The following is a 24,515-nucleotide window of genomic DNA, read 5'->3' on the forward strand; positions in this document are numbered from 1 at the left end:
GCCTGCCGGTCAGCCGCGGGCGAGATCGCCACGCAGTTCGCGGGCGGCGGCGACCATGTTCACCAGCGCTGCCTCGGTTTCCGGCCAGGCGCGGGTCTTCAGGCCGCAGTCCGGGTTGACCCAGAGCCGCTCGGCGGGTATCCGCCGGGCTGCCTTGCGCAGCAGCGCGACGATCTCTTCCCGGCTCGGCACGCGTGGCGAGTGGATGTCGTAGACGCCCGGACCGATCTCGTTCGGGTAGTCGAACTGCTCGAAAGCCTCCAGCAGCTCCATGTCCGAACGCGAGGTCTCGATGGTGATCACGTCGGCGTCCATGGCGGCGATGGACTCGATCACATCGTTGAACTCGCTGTAGCACATGTGCGTATGGATCTGGGTTTCGTCGCGGACTCCGGAGGCGCACAGGCGGAAGGCCTCGGTGGCCCACTCCAGATAGTGCGGCCAGGCGTTGCGGCGCAGCGGCAGGCCTTCGCGGAAAGCCGCCTCGTCGATCTGCACGATCCTGATGCCGGCGGCCTCCAGGTCGACCACTTCGTCGCGGATCGCCAGGGCCAACTGGCGCGCCTGCACCTCGCGAGACACGTCCTCGCGCGGGAAGGACCACATCAGCATGGTCACCGGGCCGGTCAGCATGCCCTTCATCACCTTGTCGGTAAGGCTCTGGGCGTACCTGATCCACTCCACGGTCATGGCCCGCGGACGGCTCAGGTCGCCATAGATCACCGCCGGCTTCACGCAGCGCGAGCCGTAGCTCTGCACCCAGCCGAAGCGGGTGAAGACGTAGCCGTCCAGTTGCTCGGCGAAGTACTCGACCATGTCGTTGCGCTCGGCTTCGCCGTGCACCAGCACATCCAGCCCCAGTTGTTCCTGGATCTGCACCGCATGGCGGATCTCGCTGTGCATCGCCTCGATGTACTCGGCCTCGCTCAGCTTGCCCTGCTTGAACGACTGGCGGGCCAGGCGGATCGACGAGGTCTGCGGGAAGGAGCCGATGGTGGTGGTCGGGAACGCCGGCAGGTCGAGTCCGGCGCGCTGCCTGGCGATGCGTTCGGCGAACGGCGAGCGGCGCTGGGCGTCGCAGGCCTTGATCGCGGCCAGGCGCGCCTGCACGGCCGGCTTGTGGATTCGCGGCGAAGAAGCGCGGCTGGCCTGGACCGCACGGCTCTCTTCCAGGGCGGCAAGCACCTCGGCGGCTTCCGGCTCAATGGCGGCACGGGCCAGCACCGCGACTTCGCGGCACTTCTGCACGGCGAAGGCCAGCCAGCTCTTCAGCTCGGCGTCCAGCCCGTCTTCGCGCTCCAGGTCCACCGGGCTGTGCAGCAGCGAGCAGGACGGCGCGACCCACAGCCGCTCGCCCAGGCGCTCCCGGGCATGGCGCACCACCTCCAGGGCTTTCTCCAGGTCGCAGCGCCAGACGTTGCGCCCGTTGACCAGGCCCAGCGAGACGACCTTGTAGGCCGGCAGGCGGTCGAGGATGCTCGGATACTGTTCCGGCGCTCGCACCAGGTCGATGTGCAGGCCGTCCACCGGGAGGTTGGCGGCCAGGCCCAGGTTGTCTTCCAGGCCGCCGAAGTAGGTGGCGACCAGCTTCTTCAGCGGCTCGCCCTGTAGCAGGTTGTAGGCGCGCTCGAAGGCGTTCTTCCATGCCTGCGGCAGGTCGAGGACCAGGATCGGCTCGTCGATCTGCACCCACTCCACGCCCTGGCCGGCGAGACGGCGCAAGATCTGGCCGTAGAGCGGCAGCAGGCGGTCCAGCAGGTCGAGCCTGTCGAACTCGGCGCCCTTGGCCTTGCCCAGCCACAGGTAGGTCAGCGGACCGATCAGCACCGGCTTCACCTGGTGGCCGAGGGCCCTGGCCTCGTCGACCTCCTCGAACAGTTGTTCCCAGCTCAGCTGGAACTGCTGATCGGCGCTGAACTCGGGGACCAGGTAGTGATAGTTGGTGTCGAACCACTTGGTCATTTCCTGGGCATGGGCACCGCCGCAACAACTGTCGTCGCTGACGCCACGGGCCATGCCGAACAGGGTATGCAGGGTCGGCCCGGCCTCGCCGTGCGCCCGGAAGCGCTCGGGGATCACGCCGAAGGTCAGCGAATGGGTCAGCACCTGGTCATACCAGGCGAAATCGCCGACCGGCAGCAACTGGATGCCGGCATCCTTCTGTACCTGCCAGTGGGCAGCGCGCAGCTGCCGACCGACGGCCCGCAGGCCGGCCTCGTCCAGCTCGCCCTTCCAGAACGCTTCCTGGGCTTTTTTCAGTTCGCGATCGCGTCCGATGCGTGGGAAGCCGAGAGTGTGGGCCAGGGCCATGGGTGTTCCTCCAGTCGAAAGGTCGATGGAGGGATTCTCGTGAGGCTCATGCCATGAGACAAACTCAATTTCTTCGTGATGAAATCAAGTTTCCCTCATGATCATCCTCGCGCCCTGACCTCGGCGCCCTCCTCACTTGCGCTTGCGGATCGCCATGCGCCGAGGCTTGAGACCGCCAGCCGCGGCAGCGCCGGCCTCGCCGTCGACCACGGGCTGCATCCTGGCTCGCGCCGCGTGCAGCTTCTTGTAGCTGTCGATCAGCCGCAGGTGCCGGTCGAGCCCTTCCAGCTTCATGCTGGTCGGCGTCAGGCCGAAGAAGCGCACGCTGCCGTCCACCGAGCCCAGCGCGGCGTCCATCCGCGCGTCGCCGAACATGCGGCGGAAATTGGCCTCGTAGTCGGCGATCTCCAGCTCGTCGTCGAGGACGACCTCCAGCACCACGTTCAGCGCCTGGTAGAACAGGCCGCGCTCGACGCTGTTGTCGTTGTACTGGAGGAACGCCTCCACGCCTTCCTTGGCGTCTTCGAAGCGCTTCAGGGCGAGGCCGATGAGCACTTTCAGCTCGAGGATGGTCAGTTGGCCCCAGACCGTGTTGTCGTCGAACTCGACGCCGATCAGCGTGGTGATGTCGGTGTAGTCGTCCACCTCGCAGTCTTCCAGGCGCTCCAGCAACGCCCCGAGCGCGGCGTCGTCGAGGCGGTGCAGGTTGAGGATGTCCTCGCGGAACGCCAGGGCCTTGTTGGTGTTGTCCCAGATCAGGTCTTCCACCGGATAGATTTCCGAGTAGCCCGGCACCAGGATCCGGCAGGCCGTAGCGCCGAGGTGCTCGTACACCGCCATGTAGACCTGCTTGCCCATGGCTTCGAGGATGCCGAACAGGGTCGCGGCTTCCTCGGCGTTGGCAGCCTCGCCCTGCCGGGTGAAGTCCCACTCGACGAACGGGAAATCGGCCTTGGCGCTGAAGAAGCGCCAGGACACCACGCCGCTGGAATCGATGAAATGCTCGACGAAGTTGTACGGCTCGGTCAGCGCATGGCTTTCGAAGGTCGGCTGGGGCAGGTCGTTCAGGCCTTCGAAGCTGCGCCCCTGGAGCAGTTCGGTCAGGCTGCGCTCCAGGGCCACCTCGAAGCTCGGGTGGGCGCCGAAGGAAGCGAACACGCCGCCGGTGCGCGGATTCATCAGGGTCACGCACATCACCGGGAATTCGCCGCCCAGCGAGGCGTCCTTGACCAGTACCGGGAAGCCCTGCTCTTCCAGGCCGCGGATCCCGGCGAGGATGCCCGGGTACTTGGCCAGCACCTCCGGCGGCACGTCCGGCAGCGCCAGCTCGCCTTCGAGGATTTGCCGCTTGACCGCGCGCTCGAAGATCTCCGACAGGCACTGCACCTGCGCCTCGGCCAGGGTATTGCCGGCGCTCATGCCGTTGCTGAGGTAGAGGTTCTCGATCAGGTTGGAGGGGAAATACACCACCTGGCCGTCGGACTGGCGCACGAAGGGCAAGGCGCAGATACCGCGCTGCACGTTGCCCGAGTTGGTGTCGTACAGGTGCGAGCCGCGCAGCTCGCCGTCGGGGTCGTAGATCGCCAGGCAATGGCCGTCGAGCAGTCCCAGCGGCAGCGCATCGTCGCGGCCGGGCTTGAACCAGCGTTCGTCCGGGTAATGGACGAACGCCGCATTGGCGATCTCTTCTCCCCAGTACTGGTCGTTGTAGAAGAAGTTGCAGTTCAGCCGCTCGATGAATTCGCCCAGCGCCGAGGCCAGCGCGCTTTCCTTGCTCGCGCCCTTGCCGTTGGTGAAGCACATCGGCGACTGCGCATCGCGGATGTGCAGCGACCAGACGTTGGGCACGATGTTGCGCCAGGAGGCGATCTCGATCTTCATGCCGAGGCCGGCGAGGATGGCCGACAGGTTGGCGATGGTCTGCTCCAGCGGCAGGTCCTTGCCCGGGATGCGCGTGCAGCCGGCGGCATCGGTGCCGGGCATCAGCAGCGCCTGGGCGTCGGCATCGAGGTTGTCGACCTCCTCGATGACGAACTCGGGTCCGGTCTGCACCACCTTCTTCACCGTGCAACGGTCGATGGAGCGGAGGATGCCCTGGCGGTCCTTCTCCGAGATGTCGGCCGGCAGTTCCACCTGGATCTTGAAGATCTGCCGGTAGCGGTTCTCCGGGTCGACGATGTTGTTCTGCGACAGGCGTATGTTGTCGGTGGGGATGTTGCGCGTCTGGCAGTACAGCTTGACGAAGTAGGCGGCACACAGCGCCGACGACGCCAGGAAGTAGTCGAACGGCCCCGGCGCGGAGCCGTCGCCCTTGTAGCGGATCGGCTGGTCGGCGATCACCGTGAAATCATCGAACCTGGCTTCCAGTCGAAGGTTATCGAGAAAATTGACCTTTACTTCCACGGCGAGCACCAAGAGAAACGGAAACCGGCCATTATCCGGGAACTCCGGGCAAAAGTCCCAGCTCTCCGCCGTACGCGTCGCTACTTGCCGGCCTCCCCGCCGCTCTCCGGCACGTAGATCATCCGTCCGTCGGCCAGGCGGTAGGTCACTCCGGCGCGGCTGCCCTGCCCTTCGCCGATCTCGCCGCTGGCCTGGTAGCGCTTCAGCTCCTTGCCGTCCTTGACCAGCATGCGCATGTCCGCCTCGCCGGGATTCTCGACCACCACCACCTTGTCCTGGCTGAACGGGTTGAGCGGGTTCTGCACGATGACGATCAGGAGGATGCCGATCACCACCAGGAACAGGTCGATCAGGTTGACCATCGAGAGGATCGGGTCGTCCGCCTCGTCGTGTTCGAGGAAGCGCATCAGCCGGCCTCCCGCGCACGTTCGACGGCGCGCAGTTCCTGGAGCAGCCAGCGGCGACGCACGGTGAGTATGAAGAAGGTGATGCTGGCGGCGACCAGGGCCAGGATCACCGCGGAAAACGCCACCACCAGGTTCTCGCCGATCCCCTGGGCGTCGTTGCGGGTCAGCGCCAGCAGCGCCGGCCCCATGGGGATCATGGTCGCCACCAGGCCGAGCATCGGCGCGCTGCGCGAGGTGATCCGCAGCCATTCCAGGCGCTGCATGATCCACAGTTCGAGGTCGTCGCTGTTGCCGCCATGCAGCGCCTGCCAGGCCGCCAGGCGCGAGCGGTAGCGCCCGCGACGGCGCTGCCAGGCTTCCATGGCGAAGCCGCCGAGGGCGACGAAGGCGTAGGCCAGCGCGGCGAGGATCAACAGCAGCACCGGCAGCAGGAACAGGCGGGTGAGTTCGTAGAGGCTGGTTTCCAGACCATTCATGAGCGATTTTCCATCGGACGACGATTGACTACGGATTGCCGGACGGCGCCGGCGGCGAACAGCGCGAGCAGCACGGCGGCGGCCAGCCGGAGCCAGGGCTGCGGCTCGCCGGACGGCGGCGGCGCGACTTCTTCGAGGACGCGGCCGCTGACCGTTTCGCCGGCACCGGACGCGGCCGCGCCCTCTGCCTGCGCCGCGGCCTCGCCGAAACCGCCGGCCATCCGTTCGATGAATTCACGGGTGGTCGCCGCGCCGACCTCGCCGGCGCCGGCGGCCGCCAGTTGCCGCCAGCGCTCGGCCAGTTCGCGGCGGGTCTGCTCGCTGGCGTCCCAGTAGCCCTTGCGGATGGCCTCGGCCATGCGCGCGATGATCTGCGCCTGGGCGGTCGGATTGTGCGTTTCGAACCACTCGGCGAGACCCAGCTCGCGGCGGTCCATGACGAAGGTGTCGTGCAACGCCTGCCACTGGTCGGCGCGGACCATGGTGCGATCCGCCGCCTGCCAGCCCCACAGGTTGTTGGCCAGGTCGAGCATTTCCAGGCTGCCGGCGTAGCCCTCGCGCTGCATCGCGGCGATCCACTGCGGGCTGAGGTAGCGCCCGCGCAGCTCGCTGGCGAGGAACTGCGCGGCGGCCGTGGTGCGCGGCTGGCGCTGGCGCAGGTCGGCGATGTACAGCGCCGGGCTGGCGCCGTCGAGGTGGCGTACCGCCAGCGACAGGCCGCCGAGGTACTCGAACGGGTGGTCGGTGGAGAGCACGCCGTTGAGCGTCGAGGAGCGCGAGAGGATCGCCGCCTGTACACCCTTCAACTGTTCGGCGAACAGGTTGCCGCCATCCAGCTTCACGCCCCAGTCGCGACTGCCGTAGGCGTACTGCAAGCGCCCGAGGAACTGCTCGGCGAGCGCCGAGTCGTCGTCCCAGCGGGTGGAATCGAGGGTCAGTTGCGTTACCCCGGTGCCGTAGTCGCCCGGCGCATTGCCGAACAGCCGCAGGCGCGACAGGCGCTGCGCCAGTGGCGCTTCGACGCCGCGTTCGCGCAGGCGCCGCTCCAGCGCCTGGCTGTTGCGCGCCAGCGGGTTGCCCGGCTCGTCCAGCGCGGCGAGGCGCTCGATGGCCTCGGCGAGCAGGCGCATGAAGCCGTCGAACTGGTCGCGGTAGACACTGGTCACCTGTAGCACCACGTCCACCCGTGGACGCCCCAGTTCCGCCGCCGGCACGATGTCCAGCGCCAGCAGGCGGCCACCGGCGTCCCAGCGCGGGCGCAGGCCGAGGGCGTGCAGCGCCTGGCTTTCGACGATGCCCAGGTGGCGCATGGTTTCCGACGACCAGAGGCTGAAGGCGAGCTTTTCCGGCGCCCTGCCCTGGTGCTCGGCGCGGTAGCTTTCCAGCAGTTGGCCGAAGGCCTCGGCGCCGGCTTCGTAGGCGGCGCGGGTCGGTACCTTGTCGGCCTCGAAGGCGAACAGGTTGCGCCCGCTGGGTACCTGCGGATTGCGGATCGGATCGCCGCCCGGCCCGGGCGCGACGAAGCGCCCGGCGAGGCCGGCGAGCAGCGCCTCCAGTTCGCCGGTGTCGGCGAGCTGGCGGTCCAGTTCGCGGGCGCGCAGCAACTGCTCGCGCAGGCGCGGATCGGCCACCTTGGCGATCTCGCCACCGTCGCGCAGGTAGCGTTGCAGCGTGCGGTAGGCACGACCTTCCCGCAGCGCCCTGAAATCGGCGGCGAACAGTTCGTCGGGGTCGAGACCGAGCGCGCGGTAGTAGGGCTCGCCGAGCTGCTGCATGACGGTGCCCAGGCGCAGCTCCGGCGAGGCGGCGACACCGAAGGTGTGCAGCCCCAGCGGCATCGCCGAGCCGGCCAGTCGGTGCAGGTGGTCGTGGAGCACGCCGAGGAACGCCGGGAAATCCTCGCGCATCGCTGCCTCGCTCCAGCCCAGGTCGTCGTTCATGTGCGCCGCCCGCACCGCCGCGCGGATCTGCTCGGCGCTGCGTTCGCGCACCGCGCCCTCGTCCAGTTGCTGGTATTCGTGGATCAACTGGTGCAGGTCGCGCAGTTCGTCGTACAGCCCGGCCGGGGCGAACGACGGCGTCTGGTGGCTGACGGTGACCGCGCGCCCGCGCCGGCGCGCCTGGATCGCCTCGCCAACGTTGTCCTGGATGTACGGGTAGAACACCGGCAGGTCGCCGAGCGCCCGCAGCGGGTAGTCGCCCACCGCCAGCCCGCGGTCCTTGCCGGGTAGCCATTCCTGGGTGCCATGGGTGCCGAAATGGATCAGCGCGTCGGCGCCGAAACCCTCGCGGACGAACTGGTAGACCGCCAGGTAGAGATGGTCCGGCGGCACCGCGCTGTCGTGGTAGGCCTCGCCCGGACGGCCGGCACGCGGCGGCTGCGGCAACAGCAGCAGATTACCCAGGCGCGCCGCCGGGAACACGAAGCGTCGCTGGCCGTCGATATCGCGCAAGGCCCAATGTCGACGCGGGTCGCCCCAGCGCGCGCGCATCTCCTCGCGCAGATCCGCCGGCAGCGCCTCGAACCAGTGCAGGTAGGCGTCCAGCGGCAGGCTCGCGGCGAGGCCGTCGCGATGCAGCGCGTCCAGGGTCTGCGGCCGGTAGTAGCCGCCGAGCAGGCGCTGGGCGGTATCGATCAGCGCGCTTTCGTCGCTCGTCGCAACCCGGTAGCCGGCCGCCCGCAGCGCTTCGCCGAGACGGGCCAGGCTGGCCGGTACATTGAGATGCGAGGCGGCGACGTTCTTCTCGCCCTCCGGGTGGTTCCAGAACATCAGCGCCAGGTGCTTGTCCGCCGCCGGCAGGCGACGCAGGCGCAGCAGCCGGTCGAGCTTGTCCAGCAGGGCCTCGGCCTGCCCGGCCATCAGCTTCGGCTCGCCGTTCTCCAGGGCGCTGATCACCAGCGGATCGCTCATTCCCCAGGTTTCCGGCATGCCGAGGAAGGCCGCCACGGTACGCGGCGCCACCCCGCTGGCGGCGGCCAGCCAGTCGGCCTCGTTGCCGTCGCGGTAGCCGAGGGTCTGCAATACCGGCACGTCCAGCGCGAGGAACTCGGCACGGCGCGCCGGGCCGTTCTGCAGGTGCTGCAGGTTGACCAGCGCCTGGACATCGGCGCCAGCGAAGGACTTCCTCAACGCCTCCGGATCGCTGTCGTCGAACCACACCGCCAGCGGCGCCTGGCCGTGCCGCTCGCTACGCCGCAACAGTTCGTCGATGGCGCCGGTCTGGGCGTCGGCGATGGCGCCGCGCGGGATCAGGAAGGCGATGCGCGGGGCATCGCTGGCCCAGCGCGAGGCGCCCCAGGCCAGGTAGTCGGCGAGGCCGGCGAACGGCGCCGGTGCGTCGGGATGATAGAAGCCAGCCTGCGCCAGGGGCTGCGGCGCCGGCAACGCGTCGACGGGCAGGCCGGCATGCCAGCGTCGGACCGCCTCGAACAGCCGGCGCAGGTTGGCTTCGCCGCCGTTCGCGTAGTAGCCGACCAGGCGCCCGCCCAGCGCCGCCGGCAGGTTGCCGAAGCCCGGAGGACCGCCGCCGACGCGGATCCAGGGTTGCGTCCCGCCTTGCAAGCGCTCGCCCAGCGCCTCCTCGACCTGGGCGCGATCGGTCGGCCGCGGCGTGTCGAGGATCAGCAGGTTGCCGCCGTCCAGCCACTCGCCGGGCGGCGCCTCGCCGATGCCGAGGCGCAGGCCGCGCAACTCGACACCGGCCTCGCGCGCCCAACCGGCTAGGCGCTGGTGCTTGCCCGGGAGGACGAAATCGCTGCTGAGCAGACGCACCTGGGCCGACTCCGCCCAGGCACAGAGACTGGCCAGCAGCGAGCCGCAGAAGAGTAGCGAACGGCGCATCAGAAGCTCGCCACCAGGCCGAGATGGAAGGTCCGCCCAGGTTCGGCATAGGTGAAGTGCGTGTCGTCGTCGGCCAGGCGCTGGTCGCCGAGGTTCTCGATGCCGCCGCGCAGCGTCAGGTTCTCGCTGAGTTTCTGGCTCAGCTCCAGGTGCCACAGGCTGTAGGCCGGCAAGGCGTAGCCGACGTTGCTGCTGTAGGCCACCTGGCTGCCGACGTATTCGGTGCGCAACTGGGCGCTGAAGCGGGCATTGGGGCTCCAGCGCAATTGGCTGTTGGCGAGGTGCCGGGAGCGATCGCCGAGGCGCTGGCCGGCGGTGCGGTTGCGCGCGTCGAGGTAGGTGTAGTTGAGTTCCCAGCGCAGGTCCGCCGGCAGGTCCACGCCGCCGCCCAGCTCGAGGCCGCGGATCCGTGCCCTGTCGACGTTCTCGTAGTTGCGTATCTCGCCGCCGCGCACCCCGCAGCGCGCTACGCAGACGGTCTGGATCAGGTCGCGGACATCGTTCTCGAACACCGTGCCCTTCAGCGACCAGCCATCGCCCTGGTAGTCGGCGCCCAGTTCGTAGGACGTATTGGTCTCCGGCTTCAGGTCGGGATTGCCGTAGATGGTGAAGCGCCCGCCGCCACCGACCGCCGCATACTCCGGCGATAGCTGCTTCAGGCTCGGCGCCTTGTAGCCGCGGCCGACGCCGGCGCGCAGGGTCAGCGCATCGGAAAGGTGGTGCAGCAGGTACAGGCGCGGACTGCTTTCCCAGCCGAACGCCTCGTGCTTGTCGAAGCGGCTGCCGAGGGTCAGCGACCAGTCCGGGCCGAAGGCGATCTCGTCCTGCAGGAACAGCGCCTTGTGTCGCGCGCTGGCGTCGCCGGCGGTATTCACCGAGCGATCCTCCAGTTCTTCCTTGCGCCATTCGCCGCCGAGGGTGAAGAGATGTCGCTCGAAGGCCGGCACGCTGAGGTGGCCGTCGACCACGCTGTCGGTAAGGCGCTGCGGGTTGCTCGGCGGTTGTCCGTCGGAACGCGCGTTGTGCCGCTCCAGGCGGTTGCGGTAGGTGCGCAGCTGGCTGCTGCCCCAGTCCCACTGGCCATTGTGGGCGAGCGACCAGCGCTCGCGTTCGATCACGTCGCGCGACTCGTAGTAGCGCGAGCGCGGCCCTCCGGTCTCGCTGTTGCGCCAGCGTCGTTCGCGCCCGCGCTGGTGGCCGAGGTCGATGCGCTGGGCGTCGTCCGGGGTCCAGCTGAGGTTCAGCCCACCGCTGTCGGCGTTGCCGCCTTCCAGCTCGGAGAGCCGGCGCTCGTCGGCGTCCGGGGTTTCCTGCTGGCGGCGGCTCTCGCCGTTCAGGGCGAGGCCCAGCTTGCCGGGCACCAGCGGCCCGGCGAGATAGGCGCCGAGCTGGTGGCTCTGCCCGCCGAGGCCGTCCTCGCGCACGCCGCCATCGAGCAGACCGCTGCCCGTCCAGGTATCGGTGGCGCGCCGGGTGATCACGTTCACCACCCCGCCGAGGGCTTCCGAACCGTAGAGCGAGGACATCGGTCCGCGTACCACCTCGATACGCTCGATGCTCTCCACTGGCACCCAGCCGAGGTCGAAGTCGGAATGGGCGATGGCCCCGGACGAGGTGGAGATCCGCTGGCCGTCCACCAGCACCAGGGTGTGCTCGCTGGACATGCCGCGAACGCTGATGCCCCGCCGGGACATGCCGACGCCGTTGAACTGCAGGCTTTCCGAACCGCGCAGGGCTTCCTGCAGGTCGCGCACCGGGCGCCGCCGCAGGTCCTCGGCGGCGATCAGCGAAACGCTGGCCGGGGCGTCGCGCAGCTTGCGCTCGGTAGTGGTGGCGCTGACCACGGTCGGCTCCAGGTCGACCGGCGCGGCCAGCGCCAGGCAGGGAAGCAGGTAGAGGAACGGCACGGCGCGGGCCAGCCGCAGCGGAGGAAGACGGTGCGGGGAGGAATGGGGGGTCATGGTCGGCAGGTATGAATTATGAATACTTATAAGTTATAACATAACATTTCTTCGAATGAAGAATGCCCGCCGTTTCTTCTTCATCGAGGCGAGGGAACGTCTCGCTCGCCGTATCCCTCGAAGCACAGGACCCCACTCTCAACCGGGCATGCCCCCCAGGAGGAAAGATGACCGCAACCGAGCAGATCATGGCGCTCCTCGAACGCTGGGACCGCCAGCAGGAGGGCTACATCCGCCAGCGCGAGGAGCGCTACGAGGCGATGTTCCAGTTGCTCGAAGACCTCTTCGGCCGCGACGGGCGCTTCACCGCCATCGACGCCGCCTGCGGCCCGGGCTCCCTCGGCCGGCGCCTGCTCGAACGCTTCCCGGCGGCGCGGGTGGTGGCGCTGGACGCCGACGTCATGCTGCTGGAGATCGCGCGTACGGCGCTGGCCGGTTTCGCCGAACGGGTCCGCGTGGTGGAGTGCGACCTCACCGATCCAGGCTGGACCGAACGGGTCGCCGAAGCGCGCGAGTCCCTCGCCGGCGAACGGCCCGCGGCGCTGCTCTCTTCCACCGCGTTGCACTGGCTGTCGCCCGCCGAACTCGCCGGGTTCTACGCCCAGGCCGGCGAGCTGCTCGCCCCCGGCGGCGTGCTGCTGAACGCCGACCACATGCGCTACGACCGACGCTGGCCGGGACTCGCGGAATTGTCCCGGAAGCACCGCGAGCGGGTCCTCCAGGCGTCCGTGGCCAGCGGCGCGGACAGTTGGGAAGACTGGTGGCAACGCGCCGCGCAGATCCCCCGGCTGGCCCCGCTGAAGGCGCAGCGCGACGCCCATTTCGCGCGGCGCCCGCTCAGGCGCGCCAGCGAAGACGAAGACTGCTCGCTCGATTTCCATCTCGCCGCCCTGCGCCAGGCGGGTTTCGCCGAGGCCGCCACGGTCTGGCAGCAGTTGGACAACTACGTCGTCTTCGCCCGCCTCGCCCAGGCCTGATACGCCGTCACCCGAGCACGGGGAATACCTCCAATGGAACCCGGCCAATCCGCCGGACGTTGACGCAGATCAACGCCGGCTCGGCATCGCTCGCCAGAATCCACAACATATTGTTGTTTTGCAAAATCAAAACACATCATGTTGTGGAGAAGTTGAAATGACCCAGCCCCGGAAGGCTACCTGGCCGGCCACCCTGCTCAAGCGCAACGGACGTGAAGTCCCTTTCGATCCCGGCAAGATCGAACGCGCCATCGCCGCCGCCGGCCAAGCCACCGGCGAGTTCGACCCGCAGCAGGCGCAGGCGCTCGCCGAACGCGTGGTGGAACGCCTGCCGGAACGCGCCTGCCTGGATATCGAACGGGTCCAGGACCTGGTCGAACGGGTGCTGATGGAGGCCGGCCACTACCCTACGGCGCGCGCCTACGTGGTCTACCGCGAACGCCACGGCCGGCTGCGCCGCGAGCGCAAGACCCTGGTGGACGTCGCCGCGTCGATGAACGAATACCTGTCCCGCGAGGATTGGCGGGTGCGCGCCAACGCCAACCAGGGCTATTCCCTCGGCGGGCTGATCCTCAACGTATCCGGCAAGGTCACCGCGAACTACTGGCTGGATGAGGTCTACGATGCCGACATCGCCGCCGCCCACCGCGACGCCGACCTGCATATCCACGACCTCGACATGCTCGCCGGCTATTGCGCCGGCTGGTCGCTGCGCACCTTGCTGAACGAAGGCCTGAACGGCGTGCCGGGGCGGGTCGAGGCCGGTCCGCCGAAGCACCTGGGCAGCGCCCTGGGGCAGATGGTCAACTTCCTCGGCACCCTGCAGAACGAGTGGGCCGGGGCCCAGGCCTTCAGCTCCTTCGATACCTACCTGGCGCCCTACGTGCGCAAGGACCGCCTCGACTACGCCAGCGTGCGCCAGGCCCTCCAGGAGTTCATCTACAACCTCAACGTGCCGTCGCGCTGGGGCACCCAGACGCCCTTCACCAACCTGACCTTCGACTGGGTCTGCCCGGACGACCTGCGCGACCAGGTGCCGCGCATCGGCGGCGAGGAGATGCCCTTCGCCTACGGCGAGCTGCAGGCCGAGATGGACCTGATCAACCGCGCCTACATCGAGGTGATGCAGGCCGGCGATGCCCACGGCCGGGTATTCACCTTCCCGATCCCGACCTACAACATCACCCACGACTTCCCCTGGGACAGCGACAACGCCACGCGCCTGTTCGAGATGACCGCGCGCTACGGCCTGCCCTACTTCCAGAACTTCCTCAACTCGGACATGCAGCCCAACCAGGTGCGCTCGATGTGCTGCCGCCTGCAACTGGACGTGCGCGAACTGCTCAAGCGTGGCAACGGCCTGTTCGGCTCGGCGGAGCAGACCGGCTCGCTGGGCGTGGTGACGATCAACTGCGCGCGCCTGGGCTATCGCCACCGTGGCGACGCCGCCGGCCTCTACCGCCAGCTCGACCACCTGCTCGAACTCGCCTTCGCCAGCCTGGAGCTGAAGCGCAAGGTGATCCAGCAGCACATGGATGCCGGCCTCTATCCCTACACCCGACGCTACCTGGGCACCCTGCGCAACCATTTCTCCACCATCGGCGTGAACGGCCTGCACGAGATGGTGCGCAACTTCAGCGACGACCGCGAGGGACTGCACAGCGAAGCCGGGCGCGAGATGGCCCTGGCCCTGCTCGATCACGTGCGCGCGCGGCTGGTGGGTTTCCAGGAGGACAGCGGGCACCTCTACAACCTGGAAGCCACGCCCGCCGAGGGCACCACCTATCGCTTCGCCCGCGAGGACCGCAAGCGCTATCCGCGCATCCTCCAGGCCGGCACGCCGGAGGCGCCCTACTACACCAACTCCTCGCAACTGCCGGTGGGCTTCACCGACGACCCGTTCGAGGCGCTGGAGCTGCAGGACGCCCTGCAATGCAAGTACACCGGCGGCACCGTGCTGCATCTCTACATGGCCGAGCGGATTTCCTCCGCCGAAGCCTGCAAGACCCTGGTGCGCACCGCCCTCGGTCGCTTCCGCCTGCCGTACCTGACCGTCACCCCCACCTTCTCGATCTGCCCGCGGCACGGCTACCTGGCCGGCGAGCACGAGTTCTGCCCGAAGTGCGACGAGGAGCTGCTGCAACGCTCCACGCCCAAGAGCTGTTGCGGCGGCTGCGGCGGTTGAGTCGCCTGTCGTTCCTTTCATCCACCAGCAAGGAGTACCACCGATGAACCCCAACCAGTTGCCCGAAGGCCAGCGCCAGCGCTGCGAAGTCTGGACCCGCGTGATGGGCTACCACCGTCCCGTGGCAGCGTTCAATGCCGGCAAGCAGTCCGAGCATCGCGAACGCCGCCATTTCCGCGAGACGCGATGAGCGCCACGCTCAGGGTCGGGGGCCTGGTGCCCCTGACCACCCTCGACTACCCCGGCCTGCTCGCCTGCGTGCTGTTCTGCCAGGGCTGCGCCTGGCGCTGCCGCTACTGCCACAACCCGGAACTGATCGCGCCGCGCGGCGCGGAGGAAATCCCCTGGTCACGCCTGCTCGACTTCCTCCGCCGACGCCAGGGCCTGTTGCAGGCGGTGGTCTTCAGCGGCGGCGAGGCGACCCTGCAGGCGGCCCTCGGCGACGCCATGCGCACGGTCCGCGAACTGGGCTTCCGCGTCGGCCTGCACAGCGCCGGCATCAACCCCCGCGCCTTCGCCCGGGTGCTGGCGCAGAGCGACTGGGTGGGCTTCGACGTCAAGGCGCCGGCCGAGGACGTCGCCGCCATTACCGGCGTGGACGGCAGCGGCGCGGCCAACTGGCGCAGCCTGGAATGCCTGCTGGACAGCGGCGTGGCCTACGAATGCCGGACCACGGTGCACTGGCGCTTGTTCGATAGCGAACGCCTCTGGCGCCTGGCGACGCGCCTGCGCGAGATGGGCGTGGAGCGCTTCGCCGTACAACTGGCGCGCCCGGCCCGCCAGCTCGATCCGCAGCTTCTCGCGAAGCCCGCGCCGCAGGGCGCTGCGCAGCTATGGCGAGAACTGGAAGAGCTGTTTCCCGCCTTCGAACTGCGCGACGCCTGAGCCTCCGGTTCAGCGGCGCCGCTCGGGCCTGCCAGCTCGCTCGGACAGGGCGGGCAGTCCCGACCAGGCCTGCCCTTCACAAGACTCATACGATCGTACGAGAGCACCTTCTCGATTCCTAGTTGCGTCCAATTGTCGCGGCCGGCGCCGCTCGCCACCCTTGCTCCAGATTCAGCGACCCCGGACCCGCGCCATGAAACTCACGCTCACCCCTCCCCTGACCCCCAGCCACTGGATGCGCTCGACCGACCTGGCCGACGCCGCCAGCGCCCCCCTCGTCGGCACCCACTCGGCGGACGTGGCGATAGTCGGCGGCGGTTTCGTCGGGCTCTGGACCGCCATCACCCTCAAGCAACTGGAGCCGGACGCACGGGTCCTGCTGCTGGAGCAGGACGTCTGCGGCGGCGGCGCTTCCGGCAGGAACGGTGGTTTCGTGATGTCCTGGTGGCCGAAGATCGGCACCTTGCTGGGCTTCTGCAGCGAGGCGCAGGCGCGCTTCCTTGGCGAAAGCGCGGAGCGGGCGATCCAGGAACTCGGGGAGTTCTGCGCGCGGCATGACATCGATGCGCACTTCCAGCAGAAGGGCTGGCTGTGGACCGCCACCACGGCGCACCACCTCGACGCCTGGAACGATACCCTCGCCGCCTGCGAACGGCTCGGCGTCAGTCCCTTCGAACGCCTCGACGCCAGCGAAGTGGCACGCCGGACCGGTTCGCCGGTGCATCTCGCCGGGGTCTTCGAGCGCAGCAATGCCACCGTGCAACCAGCCTTGCTGGTGCAAGGCATGCGCCGCGTGGCGCTGGCCCTCGGCGTGGAAATCCACGAGCGTTGTGGCGTCAGCCAGATCGTTCCCGGCCAGCCGGCACAGCTGCTGAGCGCCGGGGCCCGGGTTCAGGCCAAGGCGGTGGTTCTCGCGACCAACGCCTGGTCGGCCGCCCTGCCCAGGCTCTCCAGGCTAATCGTGCCGGTGAACAGTTCCATCGCGGTTACCGAGGCGATACCGCAACGGCTAGAGCGAATCGGCTGGACCGGCGGGGAAGCCATCACCGATTCCCAACTGATGGTGGACTACTACCGCACCACCCGCGACGGGCGCATCGCCTTCGGCAAGGGCACCGGCGCCATCAGCTACGGTTCGCGCATCGACCGGGTATTCGACGTCGACCGGGAGAGCCTGGCCCTGACCGAGGCCGACTTCCGCCGCACCTATCCCTCGCTAGGCGACATCCCGCTGGTCGACGGCTGGTCCGGCCCCATCGACCGTACCTACGACAGCCTGCCGGTCTTCGGCCGCCTGCACGAGAACATCCACTACGGCATCGGCTGGAGCGGCAACGGCGTGGGACCGAGCCGCCTGGGCGGGCGGATCCTCGCCAGCCTCGCCCTCGGCCGCGACGACCCGTGGAGCCGTTGTCCGCTGGTAGAACGCCGCTGCCGGAGCTTCCCCCCCGAGCCGCTGCGCTACCTGGGTGGCTCCCTGGTGCGCAACGCCGTCCTGCGCAAGGAACGCGCGGAACTCGCCGGTACCGCGCCCTCGGCCACCGACCGCTTTCTCGCACGCTTCGCCCCCGCCGGCCTTGAAGACAAATCCTGAGGAGCCCATGGCATGAACCCTTCGCTCATCCGTCTCGACGACGAAAGTCCTTTCACCTCGCCCACGCCCGTCGGCCAGCCGCTGGGCGAACCGGTAGCCCTGACCCGTACCGCGGCCCACCGCCCGCTCGCCGACGGCAACGGCGTGACCGGCATCTGGGAATGCACCCCGGGGCGCTTCCGCCGACAGGTCGAGCAGGCCGAGTACAGCTACATCGTCAGCGGTGAAGGTCGCTTCACCCCCGACGAAGGCCAGGCCGTGGAGTTTCGCGCCGGCGACGCGCTCTATTTCGCCGCTGCCACCCAGGGCACCTGGGACATCCGCCAGACCGTGCGCAAGACCTACCTGATCTTCGACTGACCCCGAAGAACCGAACTCCACCGCCCTGACAGAGGAAACAAGAAATGGGTATGCGAGAAGCGAACGACAACGCATCGGGCCTCAAGGCCCATCCCCTGGGCTCGCTCGAGACGATCGCGATCATCATCGGCACCAACATCGGCGCCGGCGTGCTGAGCATGGCCTACGCCGCCCGCAAGGTCGGCTACGTGCCGTTGCTGGTATGCCTGGCCCTGACCTGCCTCTTCTGCATCGTCACCATGCTCTACGTGACCGAAGCCTGCCTGAGAACCCGCGGCAACAACCAGCTCAGCGGCCTCTCCCGGCGTTACCTGGGCCCGCTCGGCGGCTGGCTGATCTTCATCGCGGTGGCGGCCAACAGCTACGGGGCCCTGGTCGCCTACATGACCGGCAGCGGCAACATCATGCTCGAGTTCTTCGGCCAGTACGGCCTCACGCGCGAGGTCGGCAGCCTGATCTTCTTCGTCCCCTCGGCGCTGGTGCTCTACCTGGGCCTGAAGGCGCTCGGCGTGGGCGAGAAGCTGATCAGCGCCGGCATGGTGGCCATCGTCTGCATCCTCATCGGCGCTACCCTGATGCACGACGACGCCCGTCTCGCCCACCTTTGGCAGAGCCAGTGGCAATACGTGGTTCCAGTGTTCAACCTGGCGGTCTTCGTGTTCGGCGCGCAGTTCCTGGTTCCGGAGCTGGTGCGCGGCAACCTGGCAACCCCCGGGCGCGTGCCGCGCCTGATCGTGGTCGGCATGCTGCTGACCTTCCTGCTGGTGGCGGCCATTCCTGCCTCGGTCATCGCCCTGGTCGGCCCCGACAACCTCAGCGAGGTGGCGACCTTGAGCTGGGGACGCTCCCTCGGCCAATGGGCCTACTACGTGGCGAACACCTTCGCCTTGCTGGCGATGCTGACCTCCTACTGGGGACTCGGCGGGTGCCTGTTCACCAATATCTTCGACCACTTCCGCCTGGGCAGCGAAACCAACCGGCGCAAACGCCTGGCGGTGCTCGCCGCGGTCTCGGTCCCGCCGTTCCTGCTGGCCTATGCGGGGCTCGGCGGCTTCGTGAACGCGCTGTACTTCGCCGGTACCTTCGGCGGCGTACTGATGGGCATCATCCCCATCCTCCTGCTCAACGCGGCGCGGCGCCACGGCGACCAACTGCCGGCATTCAGCTGCGGCTGGTATGCCCATCCGCTGATACAGGGGCTGATCGTCCTGGTGTTCGCCTCCAGCGGGGTCTACGCGATCGCCTCGGCACTGGGGATGCTGCCCGCCAGTTGGTGACAGGGCGCGCTGCCTGCGCCCGGGGCGATTACACTGAAGGCCCATGCCTGGAGTTTCCTGGACATGCCGCAGAGCATCCGCCACCTGATCGCCCTCCCCGAACTCCGTTCGCGCCTGCTGAGCGGAGCCGGCGGCCTCGACCGCCCGGTTCGCTGGGCGCATGTCTGCGAACTCGACGACCCCACCGAATGGCTCGGCGAGGGTGACCTGCTGATGACCACCGGGCTGGGCATACCGAGCGACGCCGAGCGGCAACGGCGTTACGTCCGAAGACTGGCCGAGGCCGGCCTGGCAGGCATGATGATCGGCGAGAACATGGAAGCCCCGAGCGACCTCGATGCCCTGCGCGAGACGGCCGAGGCCCTGGGCTTTCCGTTGATTCTCACCCACTACGGCGTCCCTTTCGCCGCCGTGACCCGGGCCATCGTCGATGCGGGACAGAAAGACGAATACGAGCGCCGCAACGCCCTGGCCCGGATATACGAAAGCGCCCGGTTGAGCATGCAGGGACTGGGCCTGCCGGCGCTGCTGCAACGCCTCGGCAAGGACGTGCGGAGCAGCCTCTACCTCATCGTTCCCGACACCCTGGCGGCCTGGCAGCCAGGCCTGCCAGGGCTGCCCGCGGAGTTGGCCGACGCGCTGCGCAACCGCCGTCGCGAGCAGGCGGAGCCGCAGCCGATGGTCCTTCGCCATCCGCTCGCGGAAGGCGAAGCGCTCAGCATCGGCATTCCTTCCGACCGGAACTGCCTGCTGATAGCCCTGGGCGAGCGGCTGCCGGACTACAGTCTCCTGCACCACCTGACGGCAGTGCTCGGCATAGAGATCGAACGGCTGCGCGTCGAAAGCGAACGCCACCTGCGCCTGGGTTCGGAATTGCTCGACGACCTGCTGCAACGACGGCTATACCGGGAACAAGCCGAGGAGCGGCTGGAGGAACTGCTGCCCGGGCTCGATCTCGACGATGCAGTCGTTTCCGTGGCAAGTTCCGAGGGGCTCGCGACCGACCCTATCGGTCTTTTCCGGGGCCACGACTCACGCCTGCTGGTTCGCGCGCAGGGCCAGGAAATCATTCTGCTGCACCAGGCCGGCCTCGCCTCGACACTGCAGGAAGCCCTGGACAGCTCGCTGGGCGTGAGCGCCCCGCTCCGTCGTGCCGAACGTTGCGCCGAGGCCTTGCGCGAAGCGCGCCTGGCCCTGGCCCACAGCCATTCCCGGCGGCCATTGTGTCGCTACGCGGAACTGGACGACGAGGCGCCCTGGCTACCCAGAAGCCTCGCCGAGGCCGAGCGGGCGTTCCGCCTGGTCCTCGGCGCCCTCCACGACTATGACGCGGCCAATGGCTCCGCACTGCTACACACGCTGCAGGTCTTTCTCGAGGAAAACAGGTCCTGGTTGAACGCCGCGCAGCGGCTACACATACACAAGCAGAGCCTGGTCTACCGGATACGCCGCATCGAGGAAATCAGCGGTCGCTCGCTGGACAGCACCGCCGATGTGGCGACCCTCTGGTTCGCCTTGCAGGCAACCCGGCTGTCGCCGGAAGCGAGGGGCAGGACGGCGAAGAGCAGCCTCCTGGAGCAGTCCGCGCACCATGGCGGCGACATGGACTGACGGCGGAGCCCGATACCTGGCGCTTGCAGGGCGACGCCGCCGCCAACAGGCGCGGCCAGGAACGGTTGCCCGGCAGCGGCGTGGCCTGTGGATGCCGGACCACGGTGCATCGCAGCGAGCGCCGTTGCGAATGCATTAATCCCCCTTGCTAGCTAGCCACCCCGCCGCTGGAGCGGCGCGGCCCGCGCTTCTAGGCTCGAACGGTAAGACGGAAGCCCATCGGCGCGGCGCAAAGGAGGCCTGCGATGCGTAACGGAATCGACGCTGTATCCGCCCCGCTACCCACCCTGTTCGTATCTCCGCCGGCGGTCTTCACCGCCTCCCTCGAGCGACTTCCCCCACGCGCTCGGCAGGCCCCCGCCGCCCAGCGCCCGCCGGGGTCGCCCGGCATTCCCGGCAGCGCCCGGTTGCAGACTGGGGCCACCACGTCCCACTGACGTCCCAACGCCGACGGCCATGCCGTCGCAAGCGCTTCATCCCCCGCGATCCGCCCGTCGCGCTCGTCCCCATCGGGACCAACCGGGCCGCCCCCGGCCCGCTCCTTCGAACCTGCGTGGAGTCCATCCCATGAACGGAAGCAGATCCACCTTTCTCTACCTTCTCGCCGCCGCCGGCCTGGCGCTGACACCCGCGGCCCAGGCCGACCGGGGCAACGACGTGGTCGCCCGGCTCAACCAGTTGTACAACGACACCCGCCAGGATTGCGGCGGACCGTCGAAGCCGGCATTCCTCTGTTCCGGCGTGCTGTTCCGCGCCACCTGGCCTTCGACCGACTACATGTTCTACAGCATCAGTCCGAAGAGCCAGAAAAGCGGCGGCGTCTCCGCCTCCTACCTGCGCAAGGACGCCAAGTACCGCAAGCTCGCCTATGGCCTGAAGAGTGGCTTCATCTTCGACACCATCTTCGGTAATCCGAAGGACCACCAGGACTATGCGGTGCTCTGTTCCTTCCCCATCGACGCCGCCACCGACGACCGCGCCCAGCAGGGTTGCACCGATTCGCGGCGCACGCCGAACAGCGTCGAGAAGTCCTGCCAGGACATCAACGTCAGCACCGCCGAGCAGTGGGCGGCGAACTACCGGCAGAACCGCGGCGACCATTCGCGGCAGTGCTCCTTCGACGTCCGCGACGAGCGCAATACCGCCGCCGGCCCGGCCTTCTACCAGAGCATCCGGGCGATGGCGCAGATCGCCGACGAATCCTTCACCACCCAGAACGAACTGCGCCTGGCCAAGTGGGAGGAAAACCCGCCGAAGTCGCCGTCGATCCTCGCCGCGTTCTACACCGAGGACGCCGGCCTGGAGGGCGCTCGGCTCAACCAGATCCAGTGGTATCAGTCGGTCCAGGCATTCCTCCCGATCATCAACATGCGACTGCCGCAGACCCGCCAGCAGGACGCGCAGTTCGCCTACGACGGGCGTAAGCAGGCGATCTACCCGACCAGCGAGAAGAATGCCTGCGAGCGCTATGTGGAAAGCGCCACCTGGGTGGAGCGCGACGATCCGGGCTTCAGGAAGAAGATCATGACCCTGGAAGTGGTACCGACTGATTGCGGGCGCAAGATCCAGGACAACCAGACCAACAATTTCTTCAACGAGCTGGTGGTCGACCACTACCTGGACAGCGAATGGAAGGACAACCCGGACAACCGCGACAGCAATATCGGCAGCATGCGCCGACAACTGGTCTGCCACTTCAACGTCGCCCGCAACAAGCCCGAGTGGAACCTGGAACCCTCGCGGCCGTACACCTCCAACGAGGACTCCATCGCCAAGGGCTGCAATAACACCTGAGGCCGCTCCGCGGGGGCGCTAAGGCGTCCCCTGCGAACAGCGATATGGCCTTTTGATATCACACGCTCTACCATGCCGTCTTTCCAAGCCGCCAGGGAACGAACGCATGGCTTTCGATGCCGCCCGCTATGTCCACCGCTACTACGCCAGCCTGGCGCCCGCCCCGGGCAACGAATACCCGCGCCTGAGGGCCTGGGAGTACCTCTGGGAGTATGTCTGGGACCCCAGTCGCAGCTGGGACGACCTGACCGCCCCCGAACAGCTCGACACCACCGCCCTGCACCTGGGTTTCTACCTGGCCAACTGGGGCATGTTCCGTGGCTCCTCGGGACTGCTGCAGAACAGCAACCTGGACCTGATGAAAGCGCTGGCCCGGCAGCTCTTCAGCGGTGCCGGAGCGGAACTCTTCGAGCTGTCCCTGGTGGATTTCGCCGGCAACGGCGCGCGCCTGGCGCACAACCGCAAGCTGCTGGAAACGGTACTCGGGTCGATGGACGCCCTCAGCAGCCGGGTGAGCTGGACCGACACCCTGAAGAGCAAGATCCTGCTCGGCGTCTGGGGCGAGTTTCCCGCCCTCGACCGCCACTACGTGGCCGCCTGTCGCGCGCTGTATCCACGCCGGGGCCTGACGAGCGTCAACGGCGGGACCCTCACCGCGCTGCACCGCCTGATCGGCGAAGAAAGGCTGTCGTTCCCGCGCCTGGAGACCGCCCGCAAGGGGCTCCTCTACCCCACCGGGCGCCTGGCCGACATGGCTTTCTTCCAGTACGGCCTGGAAAACGCCTGAGGCGCTGCGCCGCCGATCCGGGGGACTTGTAGGCATGCCCTCGCTGTAAGTAGTATGAGACTCATTCTCAATTACAACAGCGATCCCCTCCATGCCGCCGGCCGACGCCTCCCTGCACGACGCTGTGAGCCATCTCTACCAGGACCACCATGGCTGGCTGCAAGGCTGGTTGCGGCGACGCCTGGGCTGCGCGGAAAACGCCGCCGACCTGGCCCAGGACACCTTCGCCCGCCTGCTCGCCTCGCGCCGGGTACTGGATGCGCGCGAACCGCGCGCCTACCTGACCACCGTCGCCAAGGGGCTGATGATCAACTGGTTCCAGCGCCAGTCGCTGGAGCGCGCCTACCTCGATGCCCTGGCCAACCTCCCGGAAGACCTCGCGCCGCCGCCGGAACAGCGGTTGATGGTGCTGGAAACCCTGCATGAAGTAGACGCCCTGCTCGGCAGCCTGCCGGACAGGGTCCGCCAGGCGTTTCTCCTGGCGCAGATCGAAGGCCTGAAGTACGAAGCCATCGCCGAGCGCCTGGGCGTGTCCCTGGGTTCGGTCAAGCGCTACATGCAGCAGGCCTTCCGCCAGTGCCTGGAGCTGATGGAATGAACGCCGCGGACGAAGGCCGGATTCCCTCGCCGATCCTCGACGAGGCCGCCGAGTGGCTGGTGCGCCTGCAGGACAGCGGCTGCACCGACGACACGCGCCAGGCCTGCGCCCAGTGGCGGCAGCGCAGCCCGCAGCACGCCCATGCCTGGGAGCGCGCCGAGCGCCTGCTGCAATGCCTCGGCCGACTGCCGCCGGCGCTGGCCCTGCCGACCCTCGGCCGCGAGCGCGGGCTGGACCGGCGGCGCGCGATCAAGCACCTCGCCCTGGTCCTCGGCGGCGCCTCGCTGGGGCTCGCCACCTGGCAGGCCGAACCGTTGCGCGACTGGCTGGCCGACCAGCGCACCGGCGTCGGCGAACAGCGCCGCCTGACCCTGCCCGACGGCAGCCTGCTGACCCTGAACACCGACAGCGCCGTGGACCTGGCCTTCGACGCCAGCCAGCGGCTGGTACGCCTGCTGCGCGGCGAGATCTTCGTCGATAGCCGCGCCGACCCGCGTCCGTTCCGCGTCGCCACCGCCGAAGCGCGGCTGCATGCCGGTGCCGCCCGCTTCAACGTACGCCAGGAGATGGCCGCGACCCGGGTCGCGGTACTCGCCGGGCGGGTCGAACTGAGCCCGCTCCACGGACGCGGGCGCTGGCTGGAAAGCGGCGAATCGGTGCGCCTGGGCGCCGACGGCGAAGCGCGCCGGCTGGCCTTCGACGGCCTGCCGGACGCCTGGACCCGCGGCATGCTGATGGCCGACCGGATGCCGCTGGCCGAGGTGCTCGCCGAACTCGCCCGCTACCGTCGCGGCGTACTGCGCTGCGACCCGCAACTGGCCAGGCTGGCGGTGTCGGGCGCCTATCCGCTGCTGGACCTGCGGCGCACGCTGGGCATGCTGCAGGCCACCTATCCGCTGAAGGTGCGCGGGGTGACCGACTACTGGATCAGCCTGGTGCCGGCGTGACGGCGCGGCCGCCATCCCCGTGGCAACCGCCCCCTCGCGTCCACCCCGGCAGGCCGTCCGCGGTTGCGCCGGAACAGACGTTGCCATCGACATACCGTGCT

General features: G+C 68.4%; 18 protein-coding genes. 12 read left to right on the plus strand and 6 right to left on the minus strand.

What is annotated here, in order from left to right; all coding sequences use genetic code 11:
• Positions 1 to 9 precede the first annotated feature (9 nt).
• The 6 genes from metE to ACM0M4_RS16795 form a co-directional block, all read right to left on the minus strand.
• Positions 10 to 2,310, minus strand: a complete 2,301-nt coding sequence (gene metE, locus ACM0M4_RS16770; protein WP_023109186.1) for a 5-methyltetrahydropteroyltriglutamate--homocysteine S-methyltransferase — start codon at positions 2,308 to 2,310, stop codon at positions 10 to 12.
• 132 nt (positions 2,311 to 2,442) lie between these two features.
• A complete protein-coding gene (locus tag ACM0M4_RS16775) occupies positions 2,443 to 4,713 on the minus strand; it encodes an OsmC domain/YcaO domain-containing protein (RefSeq protein WP_031638148.1) in 2,271 nt (756 codons plus the stop codon).
• An 80-nt stretch (positions 4,714 to 4,793) separates the two neighbouring features.
• Positions 4,794 to 5,120, minus strand: a complete 327-nt coding sequence (locus ACM0M4_RS16780; RefSeq protein ID WP_003088238.1) for a DUF2149 domain-containing protein — start codon at positions 5,118 to 5,120, stop codon at positions 4,794 to 4,796.
• Positions 5,120 to 5,596 carry a MotA/TolQ/ExbB proton channel family protein gene (locus ACM0M4_RS16785; protein WP_003088234.1) on the minus strand — a complete coding sequence of 159 codons (477 nt, stop codon included), beginning with the start codon at positions 5,594 to 5,596 and terminating at the stop codon, positions 5,120 to 5,122. The genes ACM0M4_RS16780 and ACM0M4_RS16785 overlap by 1 nt, the downstream gene beginning before the upstream one ends.
• Complete coding sequence (cobN, locus tag ACM0M4_RS16790; RefSeq protein ID WP_033988635.1) at positions 5,593 to 9,438, minus strand: cobaltochelatase subunit CobN; 3,846 nt, start codon at positions 9,436 to 9,438, stop codon at positions 5,593 to 5,595. Before cobN ends, ACM0M4_RS16785 begins: the two co-directional genes overlap by 4 nt.
• Complete coding sequence (locus tag ACM0M4_RS16795; RefSeq protein WP_003144445.1) at positions 9,438 to 11,399, minus strand: TonB-dependent receptor domain-containing protein; 1,962 nt, start codon at positions 11,397 to 11,399, stop codon at positions 9,438 to 9,440. Before ACM0M4_RS16795 ends, cobN begins: the two co-directional genes overlap by 1 nt.
• Positions 11,400 to 11,566: 167 nt before the next feature.
• Between ACM0M4_RS16795 and ACM0M4_RS16800 the strand changes: the two genes are divergently transcribed.
• The 12 genes from ACM0M4_RS16800 (at position 11,567) to ACM0M4_RS16855 (ending at position 24,414) form a co-directional block, all read left to right on the plus strand.
• Entirely contained in the window at positions 11,567 to 12,376 is an 810-nt protein-coding gene (locus tag ACM0M4_RS16800) for a class I SAM-dependent methyltransferase (RefSeq protein WP_003088221.1), read from the plus strand.
• Positions 12,377 to 12,533: 157 nt separating this feature from the next.
• Complete coding sequence (locus ACM0M4_RS16805) at positions 12,534 to 14,561, plus strand: ribonucleoside triphosphate reductase (RefSeq protein WP_003111559.1); 2,028 nt, start codon at positions 12,534 to 12,536, stop codon at positions 14,559 to 14,561.
• 43 nt (positions 14,562 to 14,604) lie between these two features.
• Positions 14,605 to 14,751, plus strand: a complete 147-nt coding sequence (gene nrdD / locus ACM0M4_RS16810; protein WP_003088212.1) for an anaerobic ribonucleoside-triphosphate reductase — start codon at positions 14,605 to 14,607, stop codon at positions 14,749 to 14,751.
• A complete protein-coding gene (locus ACM0M4_RS16815; protein WP_016253532.1) occupies positions 14,748 to 15,446 on the plus strand; it encodes an anaerobic ribonucleoside-triphosphate reductase activating protein in 699 nt (232 codons plus the stop codon). The genes nrdD and ACM0M4_RS16815 overlap by 4 nt, the downstream gene beginning before the upstream one ends.
• Positions 15,447 to 15,639: 193 nt before the next feature.
• Complete coding sequence (locus ACM0M4_RS16820; RefSeq protein WP_023116177.1) at positions 15,640 to 17,040, plus strand: NAD(P)/FAD-dependent oxidoreductase; 1,401 nt, start codon at positions 15,640 to 15,642, stop codon at positions 17,038 to 17,040.
• Positions 17,041 to 17,052: 12 nt separating this feature from the next.
• Complete coding sequence (locus tag ACM0M4_RS16825; protein ID WP_003088200.1) at positions 17,053 to 17,400, plus strand: cupin domain-containing protein; 348 nt, start codon at positions 17,053 to 17,055, stop codon at positions 17,398 to 17,400.
• A gap of 44 nt (positions 17,401 to 17,444) precedes the next feature.
• Positions 17,445 to 18,677, plus strand: coding sequence for an aromatic amino acid transport family protein (locus ACM0M4_RS16830; RefSeq protein WP_003088197.1), 1,233 nt, complete (start codon positions 17,445 to 17,447; stop codon positions 18,675 to 18,677).
• Positions 18,678 to 18,740: 63 nt separating this feature from the next.
• On the plus strand, positions 18,741 to 20,288 hold the full coding sequence (locus tag ACM0M4_RS16835; RefSeq protein WP_003122004.1) for a PucR family transcriptional regulator: 1,548 nt from the start codon (positions 18,741 to 18,743) through the stop codon (positions 20,286 to 20,288).
• Positions 20,289 to 20,855: 567 nt separating this feature from the next.
• The gene (locus ACM0M4_RS16840) at positions 20,856 to 22,082 is read left to right on the plus strand and encodes a DUF2599 domain-containing protein (protein ID WP_003112111.1); all 1,227 of its coding nucleotides are present in this window, start codon (positions 20,856 to 20,858) and stop codon (positions 22,080 to 22,082) included.
• A 106-nt stretch (positions 22,083 to 22,188) separates the two neighbouring features.
• Positions 22,189 to 22,869 carry a hypothetical protein gene (locus ACM0M4_RS16845; protein WP_009315577.1) on the plus strand — a complete coding sequence of 227 codons (681 nt, stop codon included), beginning with the start codon at positions 22,189 to 22,191 and terminating at the stop codon, positions 22,867 to 22,869.
• Positions 22,870 to 22,960: 91 nt separating this feature from the next.
• The gene (locus tag ACM0M4_RS16850; RefSeq protein ID WP_003088185.1) at positions 22,961 to 23,467 is read left to right on the plus strand and encodes a sigma-70 family RNA polymerase sigma factor; all 507 of its coding nucleotides are present in this window, start codon (positions 22,961 to 22,963) and stop codon (positions 23,465 to 23,467) included.
• On the plus strand, positions 23,464 to 24,414 hold the full coding sequence (locus tag ACM0M4_RS16855; RefSeq protein WP_003114934.1) for a FecR domain-containing protein: 951 nt from the start codon (positions 23,464 to 23,466) through the stop codon (positions 24,412 to 24,414). The genes ACM0M4_RS16850 and ACM0M4_RS16855 overlap by 4 nt, the downstream gene beginning before the upstream one ends.
• The last annotated feature ends 101 nt before the right edge of the window (positions 24,415 to 24,515 follow it).

This window comes from Pseudomonas sp. 18-147 (assembly GCF_051048045.1).
GTDB lineage: Bacteria > Pseudomonadota > Gammaproteobacteria > Pseudomonadales > Pseudomonadaceae > Pseudomonas > Pseudomonas aeruginosa.